We start from the raw sequence: 21,125 nt of genomic DNA, 5'->3' as shown, positions 1-21,125 counted from the left end.
ATTCGCGTCAACGGCCTGCAGCGGGTTTCCGCCGGCAGCGTGTTCGGTGCCTTGCCGCTGAACGTCGGTGACCAGGCCGATGACCGCCGTCTGGTGGACTCGACCCGTTCCCTGTTCAAGACCGGGTTCTTCCAGGACATCCAGTTGAACCGCGATGGCAACGTGCTGATCATCAACGTGGTCGAGCGCCCGTCGGTGTCGAGCATTGAGATCGAAGGCAACAAGGCGATCAGCACCGAAGACCTGATGAAGGGCCTGAAACAATCTGGCCTGGCCGAAGGCGAGATCTTCCAGCGTGCCACCCTCGAAGGCGTGCGTAACGAACTGCAGCGCCAGTACGTGGCCCAGGGCCGCTATTCGGCCGAGGTCGACGCCGAGGTGGTGCCGCAGCCGCGCAACCGTGTGGCGCTGAAGATCAAGATCAACGAAGGTACCGTCGCTGCCATCCAGCACATCAACATCGTCGGCAACAACGTGTTCGACGATGAAACCCTGGGCCAACTGTTCGAGCTGAAGACCACCAACTGGCTGTCGTTCTTCAAGAACGACGACAAGTACGCTCGCGAAAAACTCTCCGGTGACCTGGAGCGCCTGCGTTCCTACTACCTGGACCGCGGCTACATCAACATGGACATCGCCTCCACCCAGGTGTCGATCACCCCGGACAAGAAGCACGTCTACATCACCGTCAACATCAACGAAGGCGAGAAGTACACCGTTCGCGACGTGAAGCTGTCCGGTGACCTGAAGGTGCCGGAAGACCAGGTCAAGTCGTTGCTGCTGGTGCAGCCGGGCCAAGTGTTCTCGCGCAAGGTGATGACCACCACGTCCGAGCTGATCACCCGTCGTCTGGGTAACGAAGGCTACACCTTCGCCAACGTCAACGGCGTGCCCCAGCCGAACGACGAGGACCACACGGTAGACATCATGTTCGTGGTCGACCCGGGCAAGCGTGCCTACGTCAACCGCATCAACTACCGCGGCAACACCAAGACTGAAGACGAAGTGCTGCGTCGCGAGATGCGCCAGATGGAGGGCGGCTGGGCTTCGACCTACCTGATCGACCAGTCCAAGACCCGTCTGGAGCGCCTGGGCTTCTTCAAGGAAGTCAACGTCGAGACCCCGCCTGTGCCAGGCACCGACGACCAGGTCGACGTCAACTACAGCGTCGAAGAGCAGGCTTCCGGTTCGATCACCGCCAGCGTCGGCTTCGCCCAGAGTGCGGGCCTGATCCTGGGTGGTTCGATCAGCCAGAGCAACTTCCTCGGTACCGGTAACAAGGTGTCCATCGGGCTGACCCGTTCGGAATACCAGACCAAGTACAACTTCGGCTTCGTCAACCCCTACTTCACCGCAGACGGCGTCAGCCTGGGTTACAACCTGTTCTACAACACCACCGACTACAGCGATTACTACGACGATGGGGTTTCGTACTATGCAATCAACAGCTACGGTGCCGGGGTCAACTTCGGCTACCCGATCAACGAAACCTCACGCCTGACCTACGGCCTGACCCTGCAGCATGACGACATTTCGCCCGGCACCTACAGCGCCGACGAGATTTACGACTTCATTTCCCGCGAAGGCGAGAGCTTCAACAACCTCAAGGCGTCGATCGGTTGGTCGGAATCAACCCTCAACAAAGGCGTACTGGCCACCCGGGGCCACTCGCAGAGCCTGACGCTGATGGCTACCACCCCTGGCAGCGACCTGTCGTTCTACAAACTCGACTACAACGGCCAGGCTTTCCTGCCAGTCACCAGCAACACCACGCTGCGCCTGCACACCAACCTGGGCTACGGCAACGGCTATGGTTCGACCGACGGCTTGCCATTCTATGAAAGCTACACCGCCGGTGGGCAAGGCTCGGTACGCGGGTTCAAGGACGGCACCCTCGGCCCGCGCAGCACACCAGCTACCGGGACCTATTCCAGCGCTGGCCAGGCTTACTATTCCGACCGCGACACCGATGTGCTGGGAGGCAATATCCTGATTACCGGCGGTGCCGAATATCTGTTCCCACTGCCCTTCGTGAAGGACCAGAGCCAACTGCGCAGCTCGGTATTCGTCGATGCCGGCAACGTGTATGCCGACACCTGCTACCTCTCCACCACCCAGGGCTGCGGCAGCGTCGACCTGACGCAACTGGCTGTATCGCTGGGGGTTGGCGTGACCTGGTACAGCCCGATGGGGCCGCTGAGCTTTAGCCTGGCGGCACCGCTGAAGAAGCCGGATAACGCCGAAACCCAGATCTTCCAGTTCTCCCTGGGGCAGACGTTCTGATGCCTGCAATCGACGCCTGAGCGGCAATGACACCGTGCAGGACCACCCCTCTACTGCGAAGCACCCAGTCAAGCCGATGCATGTTCATCGCTTTGGCTGCGTGCTTCGCAGCACAAGGCCACACCGGTAAGGACCTTACCAAGTCGGCTTTGAGTATTACCCGCTTTTACCCCCGCTTAACCCAAGTTGACAGTCACCTTGCCTAAGCTGGCCAGCACTCGTATTCCGCCCAGCAGGACTTGCTCATGCACTCGTTCACGCCACGCTTCCCCACCACGTTGCGCTCCGATGAAGTACCCCTCGCACTATTGGACCTTGTCCAGCAGCGCCTGGCCAACCTGCTCGGCCCTCAGTTCACCGTGACACTGGGTGGCAGCGGTAACGGCGAAGGCGTCAGCCACTACCACCTGGCTATCGAGCACAACCAGAGCGGGGTTTCCATGGTGGACACCGGCGACGTCGGCAGCGGCTTTATCGAACACCTGCTACGCCTGGCAGGCCAGGTGCGGAAAATGCTCGACTCAGCCACTTTCACCCGCATGGGCAGTAATGATCCGAACCGACCACTGGTGTGGCTGAGTGAGCTGGCCAGCCCTGGGGAAAGCATTACAATGCACGCCCCAATCTGAAATATGTTTTCCTCATGAAATCACTGCTTTACGCCGTAAGCTTACTGTTTTGCTTTAATCTGCCAGCCTTGGCCAACCCTCCAGCGACCTTCACCGAGGCCAAGGTGGTGGCCAAGCAGAAGGTGTACCTGGACCAGGCCAGCAGCGCCATGGGCGACCTGTACTGCGGGTGCAAATGGACCTGGGTGGGCAAGTCCGGCGGGCGCATCGATGCCGCTTCGTGCGGTTACCAGACGCGCAAGCAACAGAACCGCGCCGAGCGCACCGAGTGGGAACACATCGTGCCCGCCTACACCTTTGGCAACCAGCGCCAGTGCTGGAAAAACGGCGGCCGCGAGCATTGCGTGGACAACGACCCGGTGTTCCGCGCCATGGAGGCCGACCTGTTCAACCTGTACCCGGCCGTGGGTGAGGTCAACGGCGACCGCAGCAATTTCAACTACGGCATGGTCGCTGGCAATGCCGGCGAATACGGCCAGTGCACCACCAAGGTGGATTTCGTCCAGCGCGCCGCCGAGCCGCGTGACGAGGTGAAAGGCCTGGTAGCACGTACCACGTTCTACATGTTCGACCGCTACCAGCTGAGCATGTCGCGCCAGCAGCAACAGTTGCTGATGGCTTGGGACAAGCAGCACCCGGTGTCTGCCTGGGAGAAAGAGCGCGACCGGCGCATCGCCGCGATCATGGGCCATGCCAACCCGTTCGTGAGTGGTGAGCGCAAGTGGACCGCTGGTTACAAGCCAACAGGCAGTGGCATCGTGCAAGCGCTGCCAACCAAGCCTGCCAAGGCAGAGGCCAAGCCGAGCCTGGCCAGTTCCGCGTCGGTGGGGGCGGTGCTTGGCAACCGTAATAGCCATGTGTATCACCTGTCGGTAGGCTGCCCGGGCTACAACCAGGTGGCGGCGAAGAACCAGGTCAGCTTTGCCACCGAAGGTGAGGCGCAGGCAGCGGGCTATCGCAAGGCCGGTAACTGCCGCTAACGCTACAGCACCACGGGGCCGCTCAGCGGCCCTTGGTGCTCAAGGCCTGCACACCTCATTCACCAGATTCGCCGGCCGCTCCCCGGCCAGCGCACTGAGCAGATTGTCTACTGCACATCGCGCCATGGCCTGGCGGGTTTCTTCGGTCGCCGAGCCGATATGCGGGGTTGCCACCACGTTGCTGAGCTGCAGCAGTGGCGAGTCCACCGGCAACGGTTCCTGCACGAACACATCCAGCCCCGCACCGCGTATGCGCTTGGCCCGCAATGCTTCAATCAACGCCGGCTCATCCACCACGCGCCCACGCGCGATGTTCACCAGGATTGCCTCAGGTTTCATCAACCCAAGTTCCCGTGCGCCAATCAGGCCTTCAGTGCTGGTGCTCAGCGGTACCGTCAGGCAAACGAAATCCGCCTGCTGCAACAACCCGTCGAGGTCGCACTGACGTGCACCATAGCGCGCCTCCACCTCGGGCTTGGCGCGTGGGCTGTGGTAGAGCACGCGCATGCCGAAACCAGCCACCGCGCGGCGGGCCAGTGCCTCGCCTATCCGCCCCATGCCGACGATCCCCAGCGTCTTGCCATGTACATCACAGCCAAAATGCGCCGCCCCCAGGTTGGCCTGCCAGTGGCCGTCACGCACCCAGTTCGCCAGCTCGACCACCCGCCTGGCCGTGGCCAGGATCAAGGCAAAGCCGGTGTCGGCGGTGGTTTCGGTCAATACATCCGGGGTGTTGGTCAGCATCACGCCACGCCGGCTGAGTTCAGCAATGTCGTAGTTGTCCACGCCCACTGAAACGCTGGACACGACTTGCAGCTGCGGCGCCAGGTCGAGCAAGCCGGCATCCAGGCGCAGGCTGGCCCCCAGCAACCCATGGGCCCTTGGCAAGGCATCGCGCAGGCGGGCCAGGCCATCAGGCTGGGCAGTATCCACCCACGTCACATCAACCTGCGCTTGCAGGCGGGCCATCAAGTCGTCGGACAGACGCTTGTACAGGACGATTCGTTTTTTCATCGTAGGTTTTCCTAAGGGTTCATCGCCAGGCGCGAGCCATTACGCTTGGCCCGGCCAGTGGTCTGGGAAGTATTGAGCGCGGCAGTGAGTGCCACGGCGGTCAGCAGCGCGCCGCACATGAACAGGTAAGAGGCACCAGGCCCGCCCGTGGCGCCATTGAGATAACCCACCAACCACGAGCCGCCGAACGAACCCAGCGCGCCCATGCTGTTGATCAGCGCCATGGCGCCACCGGCAACGTTGGCCGGCAAGATCTCGGGCACGATGGCAAAGAACGGGCCGTAGGGCGCGTACATGCAAGCGCCAGCAAGCACCAGCAGCGCATACGACAGCCAGAAGTGATCGCTACCCAGGGCATAAGAGCCGTAGAACGCCACGGCTGCGATCAACAAAGGCGGCCAGACGAAGCGCTTGCGCTTTTGCAGGCGGTCGGAGGCCCAGGACACGCCCACCATGCCCAGCACAGCCGCCAGGTACGGCACCGAGGCCAGCCAGCCTGCCTGGACGATATCGACATTCGCTGCTTGTTTGAGGATCGACGGCAACCACAGCACAAAGCCATACACGCCGATACTCCAGCAGAAGTACTGCAGCGCCAGGATGATCACCTGCGGCGAGCGGAATGCCTCGCGGTAGTTCTTCACCGGCTTGATGCCCTGCTGCTCAGCGGCCAATGCCTCCTGCAGGTCGGTTTTTTCCTGCGCACTAAGCCAGCTGACCTGGGCCGGGCGGTCGTCTACCAGGCGCCACCAGAAGAACGCCCAGATCACCGCCGGCAAGCCTTCGATGATGAACATCCAGCGCCAGTCGTAGTGCTTGATGAGGTACCCCGACACCACCGACATCCACAGGATGGTCACCGGGTTGCCGAGCATCAGGAATGTATTGGCACGCGAGCGCTCGGCGCGGGTGAACCAGTGGCACAGGTACACCAGCATGGCGGGCATCACTGCGGCCTCGACCACACCGAGCAGAAAGCGGATACCGATCAGCATGTAGACATTGCTGACCATGCCGGTGAGCGTGGCAAGGCCGCCCCAGAGGATCAGGCAGACGAAGATCAGCTTCTTCACACTGCGCTTTTCGGCGTAAATGGCCCCAGGTACCTGGAAGAAGAAGTAGCCGAGGAAGAACAACGCCCCCAGCAATGACGAAAGCACGGGGGTGATGTGCAGGTCTTCGGCCATGCCGGAGGCGGCGGCGAAGCCGTAGTTGGCGCGGTCCAGGTAGGCCAGGCTGTAGGTAAAGAACACGATCGGGATGATGTACCACCAGCGGCGCGGTGCCAGGCGTAGGCTTTGCATGGTTTATTGCTCCTGAGCTTGTTTTTTTTGTTGCAACAGGTGATTCGGGTTAGGGCCTTCAAGCGCTTCTGCGCAGGTCGTAGGCCTCCAGTTCATGGCGTAGCGGCAGCCCTTCCATGTCGCCTCGCGACTGCACGGCACGGCTGCCGCACCAGTTGCCGCGGGCCACCGCTTGGGCCACCGGGCACCCCTCCAGCAATGCGCTGAGCACACCAACGGCAAAGGCATCACCGGCGCCGACGGTATCCACCACGCGGCTGACGAGCACAGGGGCGACCTGGCCCTCGCCTTTGGCACTGCGGAAATAGGCGCCGGCCTCGCCCAGCTTGATCACCACCAGCTCTACGCCCTGGTCGAGGTAAAACGCAGCGATGTCAGCCGGGCTATGCTGGCCCGTCAGCAGCCGGCCCTCTTCCAGACCGGGTAGCACCCAGTCGGCCTTGAACGCCAGGGCATTGATTTCGCGCACCATACGGCTTTGGTCAGGCCATAGCGATGGGCGCAAGTTAGGGTCGAACGAAATGCTGCGCCCAGCGGCGCGCATGGCGTCGAGCAGTTCATGCGACAGCGCCCGGCAACCCTGCGAAAGTGCGGGCGGAATGCCCGTGGCGTGCAGGTGGCGGGACTGCAGCAAACCTGGCTGGATCATCGTTGGCGACAGCCAGCTGGCTGCCGAACCACGGCGGAAGTACTCCACAGTGGGGTCGCTGCCGTCATCGCAGCGGGCCTTGAGCTGAAAGCCTGTGGGGAAATTGCAATCCACTTCGACAGCGGAACAGTCCAGGCCCTCGCGGCGCAGGCTGTCGAGAACGAAACGGCCCAGCGAGTCGTCACCCACCCGGCTCAGCCAGCGCACCTTGAAACCCAGGCGCGCCAGGCCTATGGCCACGTTGCTGTCCGCACCGGCGATGCGTTTGGCAAATTGGCCGACACTGGCCAGGTCGCCGGCATGCTCGGCGACGAACATGGCCATGGTTTCGCCAAAGCACAGCACGTCATGGTCATGCATGGGCCACCTCCTCGCCCGCGCCCAGCACGGACAGGCTGTGCACCTGGGCACGGGTGAGCATCAGCAAGTCTTCCCCGACCAAGGGGTACTCGACGGCGCGCACCACCCCGGGGACGAATTCGGCCATCAGCCCAGCCCACGCGTGCAAGTCCGACGCTTGTGGCGGTATCGCCACCAGGCGCCCATCGGCCCTGCGCTGCACAGCCTTGCAATGCACATAGCGCACCCAGCGGCCGAGTTGCCGCGCAGCTTGCGATGCGGACTCCCCTTGCCACAGCCAGTTACCCATATCGAAGGTCATACCCAGGTTCAGCCCAAGCCGGTCGGCATCCTGGAAGAACTGCAAGAGCGGCCGGATTCTGCCGCCTTGCAGGGTCTGGTCGTTTTCCACCAGCAGCAGCGGGCCGTCGGCAGGCAGCAGCGTCTTCAGAGCCGCCACATCGCAGCGTTCATTGAAATGCCCCAAGGAAACTTTTAGCGCAACCGCGCCAAGCGCACGGGCGATTTCCAGCTTTTGCGCCAGCAACGGGTCGGGCACGCCTTGCGCCGTCCACAGCTCCAGGGGAGTCGAATACAGGCATTCCATGCCGAGCACCGCAATGAGCGACCCCAGCGCAGCGGCGTCGGGGGCGCTGGCAAACAATTCTTCGCGCAATTCCACCCGGCTGACACCCGCGGCGGCTAACAGATCAAGAAACTGCTCCTGGCCACGCTGCCGGACAAACTCGGCGCCATAACTGGAGAGGCTGATGGAAACGGGGTTCGGGCACATTGTTTTTATCCTTATGAAACCGGTTTCATTTTTAGTCAGCAGCGACAGGCACACGCCTGCCGTCGCTTACTGGGGTTGGGTTGAACCGCGGATGACCAGGTTGGCCTTGAAGTCGATGCGCCGCGCTGCACTGCTGTCGCCACGCAGGCGACCGAGCAGGCTCTCGAATGCCGCCACACCGATGCGCTCGGTGGGCTGGGCCAGCGCGGTAATGCCATTGCCGACCAGCGGATACCAGTCGAGGTCGTCGAGGGCGATCAGGCCGACTTCGGCGAACAGGTTGCGCCCGGCATCGTGCAGGGCCCGACTGACCGCCAGGGTGGCGACGCCGTTGAAGGTGAAGATGGCTTGCGGGCCGTGGCCCCGGCTGGCCAGGAACGCGTCCAGCTGGCCCGCCAGGCCGGCGCTGGTTTCCAGTACCTGCTGGCGCATGCCAGGGCGCCGGCTGATCGATGCGCCGAATGCCTGCACCCGCTCCAGACGCGAGCTGGTGCCATCGAGCGGTTCGCAGACTGCGAGCACGTCGCGGTAGCCTTGGGCCTGCAGGTGGTCCAGGGCCTGCTCCACGGCGTCGGCATTGTCCAGGCCGACCAGGTCGGCATTCAGCTCTGGCAATTGGCGGTCGACCAGCACCATGGGGATGTCACGCTGCAGGTTGAGCAATTCGCCTGGGTGGTGGCCGAGGGTGTTCACGATCAGGCCTTCGACGTTGTAGCTTTGCAGGGCCACCAGGTGGTGGCGTTCCTGTTCGTCGTCACGGTTGGTGTTGCACACCACCAGGCTGTAGCCATGCTGGCGGCAGGCGGTTTCCACACCCTGCATCACGGCGACTGAATAGGGGTTGAGAATATCGGCCACCAGCATGCCGATCAGCCGTGTCTGGCCGCGTTTGAGGCCGCGGGCCATCTGGTTGGGGCGGTAGCCGAGGCGTTGGATGACCTCCTCCAGGCGCTTGGCCGTGGCTTCGGCCAACAACTGGCGCTCACCACCGATATAACGGGAGACGGTGGCCTTCGAAACGCCAGCGACACGCGCTACTTCGCTGATGGTGACCCGTTCGCGGGCATGGGCAGGCGCGTCGGTCATGGGGTGTCCTTATGATTGTTGTGATGACGATGAAACCGGTTTCAATACAGCAGAACCAAGGCGATTCGTCAACAGCTGTCAATCGGGAGGTGGCTAGCTCGGGGGTTCCGTCGAGCCATGGTTCGAGCGCCGCGGGCGCGGCGCTCGAACGCACAGGGGCCAGAAACCCCAAGGCATACGCCAGGTGACGCGGGTCAGCGCAGGGCTTTCACATCAGCCGCAGTGACGGCGTCACCGTGGTTACCCCAACTGCTTCTAATGAAGTTCACCACTTCGGCAACTTCCTGGTCACTCAGGCGCCAGCCAAACGCTGGCATGGTGAAGTTCGACGGCGCTGTATGCGTCGCGGGTACCGTGCCACCCGCCAGTACCACATGGATCAGCGAGGTGGCGTCCGCCGTCTGCACCACCGGGTTACCGGCGAGCGCCGGAAATACACGGGTGTAGCCCTGACCATCGGTACGGTGGCAGGCTGCGCAATTGTCGATGTACACAGCGGCACCAGGCTTGCTGTCGTCGCCCTTCCACAGCGCATCCGCCACCTGTTTGTCATAGACATGTGGCTGGTCATCCGGGTTGCTCGGCGGCAGGGTCTTCAGGTAGCGGGCAATCGCGGTCAGGTCGGCATCGGTCATGTGCTGCATGCTGTGCTCGACCACATCGCTCATGCCACCAAAAACGGCACTGCGATCGCTACGCCCGGTCTTCAGGAACTGCACCAGCTGCGCTTCGCTCCAGCTACCCAGGCCGTCCTTGTGATCGCCACGCAGGTTCTTGGCAATCCAGCCTTCCAGCGGTGCACTGCCGGCCAGGAACTGCTCACCGTCCGCCGGGCTCAGGGCCTTTTCCTGCATGGTCAACGCCCGCGGCGTATGGCAGGCGCCACAATGCCCCAAGCCTTCGACCAGATACGCACCACGGTTCACCACCGGGTCGGCTGCCGCCGAAGCCTGCCAGGGTTTGACCTCTGGTGCGAAAAGGCCACGCCAGATCGAGAGCGGCCAGCGCATGCTCAGCGGCCAGGGAATGTCGGTGGCCTTGTTGGCCTGCTCCACCGGTTCCACCCCCTTCATGAAATAGGCGTACAGCGCCTGCATGTCCTGCTCGCTTACCCGCGCGTACGAGGGGTATGGCATGGCCGGGTACAGGGTGCTGCCGTCCTTGCCGATGCCTTTGCGCACGGCGCGGTCAAAGTCTTCGAAACTGTAATGACCGATGCCGCTGGCAGCCGGGGTGATATTGGTGGAGTACACCGTGCCGATGGGGGTCTCCATCGGCAGTCCACCAGCAAAGGGCTTGCCGCCCTTGGCGGTATGGCAGGCCACACAGTCGCCGGCGCGGGCCAGGTACTGGCCCTGGCGCACCTGCGCGTCATCATTGACAGCCGCCTGTGCAGCCGCGCTGGCACCCAGCAGGAGGGTCGCGATCAACATTCTCTTCATGCGCATCGCTCCTCAAGCCTGGACCAACGGGCCAGGTTTTTTCAGGTACTGCTCGCGGATGGCGCGGGCCGACCAGTAGGTCAGCGCCGCCACCAGCCCGGTCGGGTTGTAACCCAGGCCCTGCGGGAACGCCGAAGCGCCAGGGACAAACACATTGTGCACATCCCAGCTCTGCAGGTAGCGGTTCAGCGCACTGGTCTTCGGGTCGGTGCCCATGATCGCGCCGCCGTTCAGGTGGGTGGTCTGGTAGCTGGCAGTGTTGAAGTGGTCTTTGACCTGCTTGCCCAGCACGGCAATGGCTTTGGGGTTCATCGCCTGGGCAATCTTGCTCAGCTTGGCGACCATGAACTGGTTCATCTTGATGTCGTTTTCCTGCCAGTCGAAGGTCATGCGCAACAGCGGCTGGCCGTAGGCGTCACGGTAGGTGGGGTCGAGGTCCAGATAGTTGCCACGGTAGGACTGGTGGGCGCCGTGGGCGTCCATCGACACCTGATGGGTGTAGTAGTCGGCCGTGGCCTTCTTCCACGCGCTGCCCCAGGCCGGCGTGCCCGGCGGGTTGGCGGTGCCAGCAATCGGCCGACTGCCGGCCTGGTTGACCCACATGGGCGAGCCACCGACGAAGCCGTGAGGGCCGTGGTCGAAGTTGTCGGCATTGAAGTCGTCGATGGCAATACCGTTGCCACCGGCGCCGATGAAGTTGTTGGTGTAGGTGTCCTTGTCGAAGAAGGCCTTGACCGTGCCCATGTTCTGGTAGGCGAAGTTACGCCCGACCACCCCCTCGTTGCTCACCGGGTCGTAGGGCTTGCCAATGCCGGAAAGCAGCATCAGGCGCACATTGTTGAACTGGAATGCCGCCAGGATCACCAGCTCTGCCGGCTGCTCTACCTCGCGCCCCTGGGCATCGATATAGGTCACACCAGTGGCTTTGCGCTTGCTGTCGTCCAGGTTCACCCGCAATACATGGGCGTTGGGCCGCAACTCGAAGTTGGGCACCTGACGCAGCGCGGGCAGGATGTTCACGTTGGGCGACGCCTTGGAGTACATGTAGCACACGTAGCCGCTGCAGAATCCACAGAAGTTGCACGGCCCCATCTGCGCCCCGTAGGGGTTGGTGTAAGGGCCCGAGGTGTTGGCCGACGGCAAATTGTAAGGCTTGTAGCCCAGGCTGCTGGCGGCCTTTTCGAATAACCTGGCCGATACAACGTTCTTCTGCGCGGGTAGCGGGAACGGGTTGGAACGGTCTGGTGCGTAGGGGTTGCCACCCTGCCCTTCACCGACCAGCTGGCCGTTGACGGTCCAGGCCTGGCCCGAGGTGCCAAAGACTTTCTCGGCAAAGTCGAAGTGCGGTTCCAGCTCTTCGTAACTGACGCCGAAATCCTGGATGGTCATGCCTTCGGGGATGAACTTGCGCCCGTAGCGCTCCTCGTAGTGGCTGCGCAAGCGCAACTCGACGGGGTCGACCCGAAAGTGCACCCCCGACCAGTGCAGGCCAGCGCCGCCCACGCCTTTGCCCGGCAGGAAAGCGCCCAGCTGGCGGTTGGGCAGTGCCACGTCATGCATGCTGTGGCGGATGGTGACGGTTTCTTTCGACACGTCGACGAACAGCTTCTTGCGCACGCTGTAGGTCAGTTCGTCGATCACCTGCGGGTAGCTGCCTTCCGGGTAGGTGTCCTGCATCGGTCCACGTTCCAGCGCCACCACATGCAGGCCGGCTTCAGTCAGCTCCTTGGCCATGATCGCGCCGGCCCAACCGAAGCCGACGATGACTGCATCCACTTTGTTCAACACAGTCGCCATGCCTCAGGCCCTCTCGCCGCGGATCGATACAGCCGGGAACGGGTAAGGCTCGTTACGCTCGACCCAATCCATGAAATCGGCGCGGGCGCCGGGGAAGCCGATCTGGGTCCAGCCGACCATGCCTCTGTTGCCACCATGGATCGGGTCGCAGAAGAACCCTTCGCGGGTGTTCTGCACCAGCAAACTGAAGAACACCTTGGCCGGAACCGTGTCGAAAACCAGCTCCCCTGCCTCTACTTTGCTGAGGATACGGTCTCGGGTAGCGCTATCTTGCGCAGCAAAAACCTGCCCGCTGTTGGCTTTGCACCACCCGTCCACGGCGGCGATACCCAAGCGGTAGATCTGTTGCGGCGAGAGCTGCAACTGGTAGCCCAGCTCGGGCGCGGCGTCAGCGTTGAATGGGCCTTGCATGTACCACTGGGCACCTGTTGCGTAGGGGGTGTTCATTTGCCGGTCGATGAATTCGGCGGCACCGGCTTCAAGCGCACCAGGCCCAAGCTCGTCGGCCGGGATAATGCGAGACACAGCGGCCTGGACGAAAGCCCACTCCTCGGCACTGAAGAACGTTGGCTGATAGTCGCTCGCTGGGGGTGTGGACGGAACCTTGGGCTCATGTACCGGGACCGGGGCTGCCAACAGTTGGCTGGCACCCGCGCCAAGGCCGGTGCTGGCCACGGTGACCACGGGGATCAAGGTCAGGGTCTTGCGCAAAAAATCCCTGCGCGGGTTATCTGGAGCGTGCTCAGGCATTGGGAATCCTCATCGGCTGTGCGGTGGCCTCGATATGCGCCATCTGCTTTTCAAAGGGTGATCTTCATAGGTCATCAAGAAGACAGCCGGATAATCTAGCGTGTTCAGAAATGTTTTGAAACCGGTTTCATACCTAGGTTTACTCCCATTCAAGGATGCCCCGCGCCGTCCTGGGACGGCCGTCCGGCCATGACTTTTTTCACATTCTGGGCGCGGCCTTGCTTTTGCCGCGCCACGGGCATAGCGTTCGGGTGATTTCTTTTCTGTGCCCAGGAGCAACACCATGTACACCGGCATCGTCCAGGCCGTTCGCCCACTGCTTGATGTGACCCGCTACCCGGGCCACAACCAGTTCACCTTCGACCTGACCCCGGACCTGCTCGACGAGCTGAAGATCGGCGCCAGCGTCAGTGTCGAGGGCACCTGCCTGTCGGTCACCGAGATCAACGGCAGCCAGGTCAGGTTCGACGCCATGACCGCTACCCTCGAACGCACCAACCTACGCCATTTCAAGGCCGGCCAAGGCGTGAACATCGAACGCTCGGCGAAGATGAACGCCGAAATCGGCGGCCACCTGATGGCCGGCCACATCGCCACCACTGCCGAAATCGTTGAGCTGTCGATCAAGGACACCGGCGCCTTCATCACCTTCCGCATGCCGCCGGAATGGGGCAAGTACGTGTTCCCGCGTGGTTTCATCGGCGTGAATGGCTGCAGCCTGACCGTCGCTGACGTGGAGGACAACGTCGTCACCATCAACCTGATCCCGGAAACCCTGCGCCAGACCACCTTCGCCAGCTACAAAGCCGGCGAGCTGCTGAATATCGAGGTCGACCACCAGACCATGGTGCTCGTGGATGTGGTGGAGCGTACCCTCATGGGCACGCTGGCTCGTGTAAAGCTGGCCTGAGGCCTGCAGAGGCAGCCCATGGCCAGCTGGCACGTTGATCACTCGATGCGCGGATGCTGCTGCACCAACAGCTTGCGCTTGGCCTCCAGCTCGGCGATCTGCTCATCGATGTCTTCGATCTTCTGCTCGATATTGTCGTGGTGCTCCTGCAGCAGCTCGCGTGCTTCCTCGATGTCCGACGCAGCCGGTGCAGCACCGCGCAACGGTTTGTTGGCAGTTTCCTTCATGGTGAGGCCAGTGATCAGGCCTACTGCGGCGATCACCATCAGGTAATAAGCCGGCATGTAGAGGTTGCCGCTGCTTTCAACCAACCAGGCGGCGATCGTTGGGGTGAGGCCAGCGATCAGCACCGAAATGTTGAAGGCACTGGCCAGCGCACTGTAGCGGATATGGGTGGGGAACATCGCCGGCAAGGTCGAAGCCATGACCCCGATGAAGAAGTTCAGCAGCACGGCAATGATCAGCAGCCCGGAGAAGATCAGCCCAAGCGCACCGCTGTTGATCAGCATGAACGCCGGAATCGCCAGTGCGAACAGGCCAACGCTGCCGACCACGATGAACGGGCGCCGGCCATACTTGTCGCTCAACATCCCGATGACAGGCTGCACGAACAGCATGCCGACCATGATCGCGATGATGATCAGCACGCCATGGTCTTCGCTGTAGTGCAAGTTATGCGACAGGTAGCTGGGCATGTAGGTGAGCAGCATGTAGTAGGTGACGTTGGTGGCGATCACCACGCCGATGCAAGTCACCAGGCTGCGCCAGTGCTGGGTGGCCACTTCCTTGAACGACACTTTGGGCCCCGAGGCCAGGCCTTCTCGGTCACCCTGCTCCATCTTGTCGACATGCTGCTGGAACGCAGGGGTTTCTTCCAGCGCGTTGCGCAGGTACAGGCCGATGATGCCCAAGGGCAAGGCCAGGAAGAACGGCAGGCGCCAGCCCCACTCAAGGAACTTTTCTTCACCGAGAATGGTGGAAATCAACACCACCACGCCCGCGCCAAGCACAAAGCCTGCGATCGAACCGAAGTCCAACCAGCTGCCGAGAAAGCCCCGCTTGCGGTCGGGGGCGTATTCGGCGACGAAGATCGATGCACCGGTGTACTCGCCACCGACTGAAAAACCCTGTGCCATTTTCGCCAGCAGCAACAGGATCGGTGCCCAGATGCCGATGCTGGCGTAGGACGGTATCAGGCCGATGGCGAAGGTGCTCAGCGACATGATGACGATGGTTGCGGCGAGAATCTTCTGCCGGCCGAACCTGTCGCCCAGGGCACCAAAGAACAGCCCGCCCAGCGGGCGGATCAGGAACGGTACCGAGAACGTGGCCAGCGCGGCGATCATCTGCACGCTGGGGTCGGCATTAGGGAAGAACACCTTGCCCAATGCATAGGCGACGAAGCCATAGACACCGAAGTCGAACCACTCCATGGCGTTACCCAAGGCGGCGGCGGTGATCGCCTTTTTCATCTTGGCGTCGTCGACGATGGTGATGTCTTTGAGGCCGATTGGCTTGACGCTTTTCTTGCGAGATTTCATGCCCGTATCCCTGTCGCTGAATGCTCTAAGGGATCAGATACAACGGGACACTAAATAATTCAGCGCTTAGGGAATTTTTGTGTCGTGGTGGCTGGCTGTGTCACGGGGGCTGGCGCCGCAGAGCAGGTCGATGAGCCTGCAGGCAGCGGCGCCTTGATGAGATGCGCCGCTAAAGCGGCGCGCTTTGAATCAGATGCCTTCGCGGGCCAGGTCCATGGCGAAGTACGTCAGGATCAGGTCGGCACCGGCACGCTTGATTGCACCAATGCTTTCACGCACCACTCGGCCTTCATCAATGGCGCCCGCCAGGCCGCCGAACTTGATCATCGCGTACTCGCCGCTGACCTGATACGCCGCCAATGGCAGGCGTGAGGCGGCGCGGATGTCCGCGATCACGTCCAGGTAGGCACCGGCCGGCTTGACCATCAGCACGTCCGCCCCTTCCTGCTCGTCGAGCAGCGACTCGCGCACCGCTTCGCGGCGGTTCATCGGGTTCATCTGGTAGCTCTTGCGGTCGCCCTTCAGCGCGGTGCCACCGGCCTCACGGAACGGGCCATACAGCGAGGAGGCGAACTTGGTGGAGTACGCCATGATCGCGGTGTCGTGGAAGCCCGCACCGTCCAACGCACTGCGGATCGCCTGCACCTGGCCGTCCATCGCTGCCGACGGGGCGATGAAGTCGGCGCCGGCAGCGGCCGCGATCACCGCCTGCTTGCCGAGGTTGGCCAGGGTGGCGTCGTTGTCCACGCCGTGGTCATGCAGCACGCCGCAGTGGCCGTGGCTGGTGTACTCGCAGAAGCAGGTATCGGACATCACCACCATTTCCGGCACGGTGTCCTTGCAGATGCGCGACATGCGCGCCACCAGGCCGTTTTCGTTCCAGGTATCGCTGCCGGTGGCGTCCAGGTTGTGGGACACGCCAAAGGTCATGACCGACTTGATACCGGCGCGTGCATAGCGCTCGATTTCCTGGGCCAGCAGTTTTTCCGGAATACGGTTGACCCCGGGCATACTGGTGATAGGCACGAAATCATCAATGCCTTCTTCGACGAAGATCGGCAGGATCAGGTCTTCAAGGCGGAACTCGGTTTCCTGGAAGATCGTGCGCAGGGACTCGTTCTGACGCAGGCGGCGGGGACGAACGGACGGGAATTGGTTGGACATGACAGCTCCAGGGAATTTGAACGGCGTATACCTTATGCCTGTCACGGGCCAGTGAAAAGGCCAAATGACGAGATAGTGTCTTGCGTCAATAGCAATGAGCCTGCACGGCTCTGCCGCGGGCAGTGCCCGCGCAGACAGGATATTACTGCAGCCAGGGCGGCGTCGGTTCCTCAGCCCGGGCCGGGCCGTGCTCGGCGTCGGCTCGCGCAGCGCGACGGCGGGCGTCATCCAGCCGGGCGGCATCGATCTCGCGCATCACCCCGCTTACGTCAGCTTCATGCTCGTCGTCCTCGAACACGCCGGTCAATGCGGTGTCAGGGAGCAATTTGCCAGCTTCGTACAACGCCCACATTTCCTGCGCATACCGGGTGCCGTTCAGCTCCGGTGCAAAGCGACCGAAATAGTGGGCCATGTTGTCCACGTCGCGCTGCAACATGCTGAAAGCATGGTTGTTGGCGGCTGCATCAACCGCCTGCGGCAAATCGATGATCACCGGCCCGTCCGGACCTAGCAGCACGTTGAACTCGGACAGGTCGCCGTGAACCAGCCCGGCGCATAGCATCAGCACGATCTGGCGAATGACGAATGCATGATAATCCCGGGCCTCCCCGGCTTCGAGGTGCACATCGTTCAGGCGCGGGGCGGCATCGCCATCGGCATCTGTCACCAGCTCCATCAGCAGCACGCCATCCTGGAAGTCGTAGGGCTTCGGCACTCGGACACCAGCGGCGGCCAGACGGAACAATGCCGCCACTTCGGCGTTCTGCCAGGCATCTTCGGCTTCTTTCCGGCCGTACTTGCTGCCCTTGGCCATGGCCCTGGCCTGGCGGCTGTTGCGCACCTTGCGGCCTTCCTGGTACTCGGCGGCCTGGCGGAAACTGCGCTTGTTGGCCTCTTTATAGACTTTGGCGCAGCGCACCTGGCTTCCGCAACGCACCACGTACACGGCCGCTTCCTTGCCACTCATCAATGGCCGCAGTACTTCATCGACCAGGCCGTCTTCGATCAGGGGTTCGATTCTTTTGGGTGTCTTCATCAGGCTGTGTTCAGGGTCCTGGCTGGGGTGGTGGACATCCTCTCACAGCCTGATGCGACTTGCTCGTCTGTCTTCGCTGGCACGCGATGGCGCTATCAGGGCCGACGAACAGGCTGGGGTGTCATGCCCGCTGCCTGGCGGGACGATCAGCTTTGGGGAAATGGCCCCCTTGCAGGCTGACCTGCTCACACACCTTGTCGACGATATAGGCGCCGATCGGAATGGCCGAGGTGGCAGCGGGTGAAGGCGCGTTGCACACGTTGACGCTGCGGGCGGTGTTGACGAACAGGAAGTCGTCGATCAGCTTGCCGTCGCGCGATACCGCCTGGGCACGTACGCCCGCCGGGTATGGCATCAGGTCGGCCTTGCTGATGCTCGGGCAGTACTTCTGCACCTGTTTGAGGTAGCCGCCCTTGAACAATGAGTTCTTCATCTCTATCAGGCCCGGGCGGAAGTTTTTCGCCAGTACCTTGAGGATCCCGGGGGTGGTCAGGGTCTGGAACAGGTCGCTGGGGCTGACATCGGTCTTGCGGTAGCCCTCGCGCTTCATCGCCAGCACGGCGTTAGGGCCGACGGTGACAGTGCCATCGATCATGCGGGTCAGGTGCACGCCCAGGAACGGCATCGACGGGTCTGGGATCGGGTAGATCAGGTGATTGACGATCTGATTGTGCTGTTTGGGCAGCAGATAGTACTCGCCACGGAACGGGCAGATGACGAACTCGGTGCGCAGGCCCAGCATGCTCACCACACGGTCGGCCATCAGCCCCGAGCAGGTGACCAGGAAACGGCTGTGGAACTCGTCACGCTGCGTGCGCACAATGACCTCGCTGGGCTGCTCCTGCAGGCCGACCACCTCGGCACCATAGCGAATCTCGCCACCGGCACGCTGAAATTCGGCAGCCATGGCTGTGGTCACCTGCGCGTAATTGACGATACCGCTGGACGGCACGAAGATGCCGCCCATGCCGACGATGTTGGGCTCGCGCTCGCGCAGTTCGTCTGCCGACAGCCAGTAGCGCTCCAGGCCATTGGCCTCGGTGCGCTCCCACAGCGCCTTCATGCGCTGCATTTCGAGATCGTTGGTGGCCACCAGCAGCTTGCCGCACTCATCGAAGCGGATGCCGTGCTCGGTGCAGAAGGCCTTGGTGGCCTTGTTGCCTTCCAGGCAGAAGCGGGCCTTGAGGCTGCCGGGGGTGTAATACACGCCGGCGTGAATCACGCCGCTGTTGTGGCCCGTCTGGTGGCGAGCCGGGCCGGGCTCCTTCTCCAGCAAGAGAATCTTTGCGTCCGGGTAAACCTTGATCAGGTGCATGGCGGTGGACATACCCACAATGCCACCGCCAATAATGATGAAATCGTACACAGCCTTACCTCACACGCAGGCATTGCCTGGTAGGCGCACCAAGGCCCGCGCGGGCCCTGGTGGCATCGTTTTGTGCAAAGACGCGTGGGCGGGCGCCCGCCGCGCGTCCTGTCATTATTGCCCGCGCTGATACAAGGGTTTGGGGAAGGCGACGTAACCACGCTGGCGCATCAGCTCGCGACGCAGGCCCTCGTGCGGGGTGAAGCGGTCACGGCCATGCAGCCAGAACAGGTTGTTGATCAGCAGGAAGCTGCCGACAGCGACCGGCACAGAAACCTTCTTCCCGCTGCCCTCCAGCGACTCGGACAGCGCGTTCAGCCAGATACCTTCCTCGTAGTTTTCCGGCTGCACGAACTGGTCAATGTAGCGCATGGTCGGCCGGCCTTCGCCATCGGTATCGAAGACCGAGTGGAAGACATCCTCGGCAACCTTCTTGCTCGGCGGTGCGGTCCAGCGCATTTCACGCCGCGCCATCGGATGACGGAAGAACGCCTCGCACTCCTCCCAGTCATCCAGGTGCAGCAGCAGAGAGTTGCCGCCTTCCATGTTCTTTTCGTCGATCTTCAGCATCAGCACGTAGTCGGTGATCTGGTTGACGAAGGTGCCATCGTTGTGCAGTTCCATGACCCGATGCGGCTGGCGCAGGTAGCTGTCGGAGTTATCGCTGTTGACCACCACGAAACGCGCATAGAACTGGCCACTCATGGCGTCGTAGTTGGAGCGACCGATCAGGTGCGCGCAGGCCGTGGTGAACTTGACCATGTCTTCGGCCTGACTCACGTCGTCCAGGCCCACCGGGGTAATAAGCATGCCACCGCTCGCGCGGTCCAGGATGGTGTTGAGCAGCACCGGGCGCAGGGTGCCCTGGCACAGCTCATCCAGAATTTCGCCTACGCGAAAACGCAGGAACGACTTGTACTCCAGCGCCTGAACCGGCCACTGGGCAACCGCCTGGACGAACGCCTCGACGGTCTCACGGGCAAAGGTCAGCTCCAGCAGGCGCGGTGACTGCGCCGAGGGGGCGATGGTGTAACCACGCGGCTCGAGCGGCAGCGGCATCACAAGTTCGTCGATCTGCGTAAAGGCGTTCATGGCAGTGTCCTGGGTAGAAATCTGGGTAGCACTGTCCAGTAGTGACCTGGAGCAGTGCGGGCAAAACAAAAATATCGCCACGAATGAATAATGTCTACATTTTTATGTTTCAGCGACATTAAATCGGTTTATCCATTGTTTTTCGGATGCCGAGGGTTTCGGTATGATCGGCTAAACGTTTTGAGGAACAGGATCTTGGAAGCGCTCGCCCCCCGACAAAACTCAGCATTCAGCGGGTATGAGAGGCTCAAGAAGGACATCATTCGCGGCGTGTTCAAGCCCGGCGAAAAGCTGCTGATGAGTGCCCTGAAGGAACGCTATGACCTCGGCGTGGGTCCGCTGCGCGAGGCCCTGTCGCAACTGGTGGCCGAACATCTGGTCAATGCGATCAGCCAAAAAGGTTATCGGGTAGCGCCGATGTCGCTGGACGAGATGAACGACATCTACGATGCCCGGGCCAACCTGGAAGCCATGATCATCGCCCTGGCCATCGAACGCGGGGACGACGCCTGGGAGGCGTCGGTGCTGGCCCATTCGCACACCTTGGCCAAGGTAGTGGAAGTGAAAACCCGCGAGCAGCGCCTGGATGTTTGGGACGAGCGGCACAAGGCGTTCCATACCGCGATTGCCTCGGGCTGCGGCTCCAAGCACCTGTTGCAGGCGCGCTCCTACCTGTTCGACCAGGCCGAGCGCTACCGCCATCTATGGCTGACGCAAACGGTGTTTTCCGAACAGGCGCTAGAGCTCAAGCGCCAGGAGCATGCGGCGCTGGTCGAAGTGATCCTTGCGCGCGATGCCAAGCGTGCCAGTGCGATGATGCGCTCGCACCTGATGACCCCCGTGCCGATCATTGCGCAGATCATGCATGCCGGCGGCTGAGTCGGGGCAAGGCAGCTAGATGAATTTTTCTTAAATCGCCGGTTGTCTATTCTTTGGCACAATCAAATCTC

18 protein-coding genes are annotated in these 21,125 nt (G+C 62.1%); 5 read left to right on the top strand and 13 right to left on the bottom strand.

What is annotated here, in order from left to right; genetic code table 11:
• From bamA to E8E68_RS05760, 3 genes are all read left to right on the top strand, one after another.
• Positions 1 to 2,283 (top strand): outer membrane protein assembly factor BamA (bamA, locus tag E8E68_RS05770; protein ID WP_280340170.1); only part of this gene is annotated, 2,283 nt, incomplete at its 5' end.
• Between the two features lie 245 nt (positions 2,284 to 2,528).
• The gene (locus E8E68_RS05765; protein ID WP_266033496.1) at positions 2,529 to 2,912 is read left to right on the top strand and encodes a hypothetical protein; all 384 of its coding nucleotides are present in this window, start codon (positions 2,529 to 2,531) and stop codon (positions 2,910 to 2,912) included.
• A gap of 14 nt (positions 2,913 to 2,926) precedes the next feature.
• On the top strand, positions 2,927 to 3,892 hold the full coding sequence (locus E8E68_RS05760; RefSeq protein WP_266033493.1) for an endonuclease: 966 nt from the start codon (positions 2,927 to 2,929) through the stop codon (positions 3,890 to 3,892).
• Positions 3,893 to 3,931: 39 nt separating this feature from the next.
• Here the strand turns inward: E8E68_RS05760 and E8E68_RS05755 are convergent, their stop codons facing one another.
• The 8 genes from E8E68_RS05755 to E8E68_RS05720 all read right to left on the bottom strand — a co-directional run bounded on the left by E8E68_RS05755 (position 3,932) and on the right by E8E68_RS05720 (position 13,066).
• Positions 3,932 to 4,906 carry a D-glycerate dehydrogenase gene (locus E8E68_RS05755; RefSeq protein WP_280340168.1) on the bottom strand — a complete coding sequence of 325 codons (975 nt, stop codon included), beginning with the start codon at positions 4,904 to 4,906 and terminating at the stop codon, positions 3,932 to 3,934.
• Positions 4,907 to 4,917: 11 nt separating this feature from the next.
• Positions 4,918 to 6,210, bottom strand: coding sequence for an MFS transporter (locus E8E68_RS05750; RefSeq protein ID WP_266033487.1), 1,293 nt, complete (start codon positions 6,208 to 6,210; stop codon positions 4,918 to 4,920).
• Positions 6,211 to 6,268: 58 nt separating this feature from the next.
• Positions 6,269 to 7,219, bottom strand: coding sequence for a sugar kinase (locus E8E68_RS05745; RefSeq protein WP_266033485.1), 951 nt, complete (start codon positions 7,217 to 7,219; stop codon positions 6,269 to 6,271).
• Entirely contained in the window at positions 7,212 to 7,991 is a 780-nt protein-coding gene (locus E8E68_RS05740; RefSeq protein WP_266033502.1) for an AP endonuclease, read from the bottom strand. Before E8E68_RS05740 ends, E8E68_RS05745 begins: the two co-directional genes overlap by 8 nt.
• Positions 7,992 to 8,057: 66 nt before the next feature.
• Entirely contained in the window at positions 8,058 to 9,077 is a 1,020-nt protein-coding gene (locus tag E8E68_RS05735; protein WP_266033483.1) for a LacI family DNA-binding transcriptional regulator, read from the bottom strand.
• 194 nt (positions 9,078 to 9,271) lie between these two features.
• Positions 9,272 to 10,519, bottom strand: a complete 1,248-nt coding sequence (locus E8E68_RS05730; protein ID WP_266033480.1) for a cytochrome c — start codon at positions 10,517 to 10,519, stop codon at positions 9,272 to 9,274.
• A 12-nt stretch (positions 10,520 to 10,531) separates the two neighbouring features.
• Positions 10,532 to 12,316: a GMC family oxidoreductase gene (locus E8E68_RS05725; RefSeq protein ID WP_280340164.1), complete on the bottom strand. Its 1,785-nt coding sequence runs from the start codon at positions 12,314 to 12,316 to the stop codon at positions 10,532 to 10,534.
• 3 nt (positions 12,317 to 12,319) lie between these two features.
• Positions 12,320 to 13,066, bottom strand: a complete 747-nt coding sequence (locus E8E68_RS05720; protein ID WP_110744282.1) for a gluconate 2-dehydrogenase subunit 3 family protein — start codon at positions 13,064 to 13,066, stop codon at positions 12,320 to 12,322.
• A 283-nt stretch (positions 13,067 to 13,349) separates the two neighbouring features.
• Here E8E68_RS05720 and E8E68_RS05715 point away from each other — a divergent pair, with 283 nt between their 5' ends.
• Positions 13,350 to 13,976 (top strand): riboflavin synthase subunit alpha, encoded by a 627-nt coding sequence (locus E8E68_RS05715; protein WP_266033474.1) that lies wholly within the window; start codon positions 13,350 to 13,352, stop codon positions 13,974 to 13,976.
• Between the two features lie 38 nt (positions 13,977 to 14,014).
• On the opposite strand, the gene proP is transcribed toward E8E68_RS05715, so the two are convergent.
• The 5 genes from proP to glaH form a co-directional block, all read right to left on the bottom strand.
• A complete protein-coding gene (gene proP / locus E8E68_RS05710; protein ID WP_110744284.1) occupies positions 14,015 to 15,517 on the bottom strand; it encodes a glycine betaine/L-proline transporter ProP in 1,503 nt (500 codons plus the stop codon).
• Positions 15,518 to 15,706: 189 nt separating this feature from the next.
• The gene (gene hemB, locus E8E68_RS05705) at positions 15,707 to 16,681 is read right to left on the bottom strand and encodes a porphobilinogen synthase (protein WP_264363165.1); all 975 of its coding nucleotides are present in this window, start codon (positions 16,679 to 16,681) and stop codon (positions 15,707 to 15,709) included.
• Between the two features lie 142 nt (positions 16,682 to 16,823).
• On the bottom strand, positions 16,824 to 17,717 hold the full coding sequence (locus E8E68_RS05700; protein ID WP_110744286.1) for a PA4780 family RIO1-like protein kinase: 894 nt from the start codon (positions 17,715 to 17,717) through the stop codon (positions 16,824 to 16,826).
• Between the two features lie 121 nt (positions 17,718 to 17,838).
• Positions 17,839 to 19,083, bottom strand: coding sequence for an L-2-hydroxyglutarate oxidase (gene lhgO / locus E8E68_RS05695; RefSeq protein ID WP_110744287.1), 1,245 nt, complete (start codon positions 19,081 to 19,083; stop codon positions 17,839 to 17,841).
• Positions 19,084 to 19,197: 114 nt separating this feature from the next.
• Positions 19,198 to 20,175: a glutarate dioxygenase GlaH gene (gene glaH / locus E8E68_RS05690; protein WP_266033466.1), complete on the bottom strand. Its 978-nt coding sequence runs from the start codon at positions 20,173 to 20,175 to the stop codon at positions 19,198 to 19,200.
• A gap of 195 nt (positions 20,176 to 20,370) precedes the next feature.
• On the opposite strand from glaH, the gene csiR reads away from it, so the two are divergent.
• Positions 20,371 to 21,054, top strand: a complete 684-nt coding sequence (gene csiR / locus E8E68_RS05685; RefSeq protein ID WP_266033465.1) for a DNA-binding transcriptional regulator CsiR — start codon at positions 20,371 to 20,373, stop codon at positions 21,052 to 21,054.
• The last annotated feature ends 71 nt before the right edge of the window (positions 21,055 to 21,125 follow it).

It is taken from the genome of Pseudomonas sp. BN607 (genome assembly GCF_029871175.1).
In the GTDB taxonomy this organism is placed as follows: Bacteria; Pseudomonadota; Gammaproteobacteria; order Pseudomonadales; family Pseudomonadaceae; genus Aquipseudomonas.
Note: the sequence above shows the minus strand (reverse complement) of the source record. Positions and strands in the feature narration are given on the sequence as shown.

Coding starts and splice junctions, on each gene's coding strand:
- E8E68_RS05735 (WP_266033483.1), bottom strand. CDS start 9,077: ATGACCGACGCGCCTGCCCATGCCCGCGAACGGGTCACCATCAGCGAA.
- E8E68_RS05725 (WP_280340164.1), bottom strand. CDS start 12,316: ATGGCGACTGTGTTGAACAAAGTGGATGCAGTCATCGTCGGCTTCGGT.
- E8E68_RS05760 (WP_266033493.1), top strand. CDS start 2,927: ATGAAATCACTGCTTTACGCCGTAAGCTTACTGTTTTGCTTTAATCTG.
- E8E68_RS05765 (WP_266033496.1), top strand. CDS start 2,529: ATGCACTCGTTCACGCCACGCTTCCCCACCACGTTGCGCTCCGATGAA.
- E8E68_RS05745 (WP_266033485.1), bottom strand. CDS start 7,219: ATGCATGACCATGACGTGCTGTGCTTTGGCGAAACCATGGCCATGTTC.
- E8E68_RS05720 (WP_110744282.1), bottom strand. CDS start 13,066: ATGCCTGAGCACGCTCCAGATAACCCGCGCAGGGATTTTTTGCGCAAG.
- E8E68_RS05700 (WP_110744286.1), bottom strand. CDS start 17,717: ATGAAGACACCCAAAAGAATCGAACCCCTGATCGAAGACGGCCTGGTC.
- proP (WP_110744284.1), bottom strand. CDS start 15,517: ATGAAATCTCGCAAGAAAAGCGTCAAGCCAATCGGCCTCAAAGACATC.
- glaH (WP_266033466.1), bottom strand. CDS start 20,175: ATGAACGCCTTTACGCAGATCGACGAACTTGTGATGCCGCTGCCGCTC.
- E8E68_RS05730 (WP_266033480.1), bottom strand. CDS start 10,519: ATGAAGAGAATGTTGATCGCGACCCTCCTGCTGGGTGCCAGCGCGGCT.
- hemB (WP_264363165.1), bottom strand. CDS start 16,681: ATGTCCAACCAATTCCCGTCCGTTCGTCCCCGCCGCCTGCGTCAGAAC.
- E8E68_RS05740 (WP_266033502.1), bottom strand. CDS start 7,991: ATGTGCCCGAACCCCGTTTCCATCAGCCTCTCCAGTTATGGCGCCGAG.
- E8E68_RS05750 (WP_266033487.1), bottom strand. CDS start 6,210: ATGCAAAGCCTACGCCTGGCACCGCGCCGCTGGTGGTACATCATCCCG.
- E8E68_RS05755 (WP_280340168.1), bottom strand. CDS start 4,906: ATGAAAAAACGAATCGTCCTGTACAAGCGTCTGTCCGACGACTTGATG.
- E8E68_RS05715 (WP_266033474.1), top strand. CDS start 13,350: ATGTACACCGGCATCGTCCAGGCCGTTCGCCCACTGCTTGATGTGACC.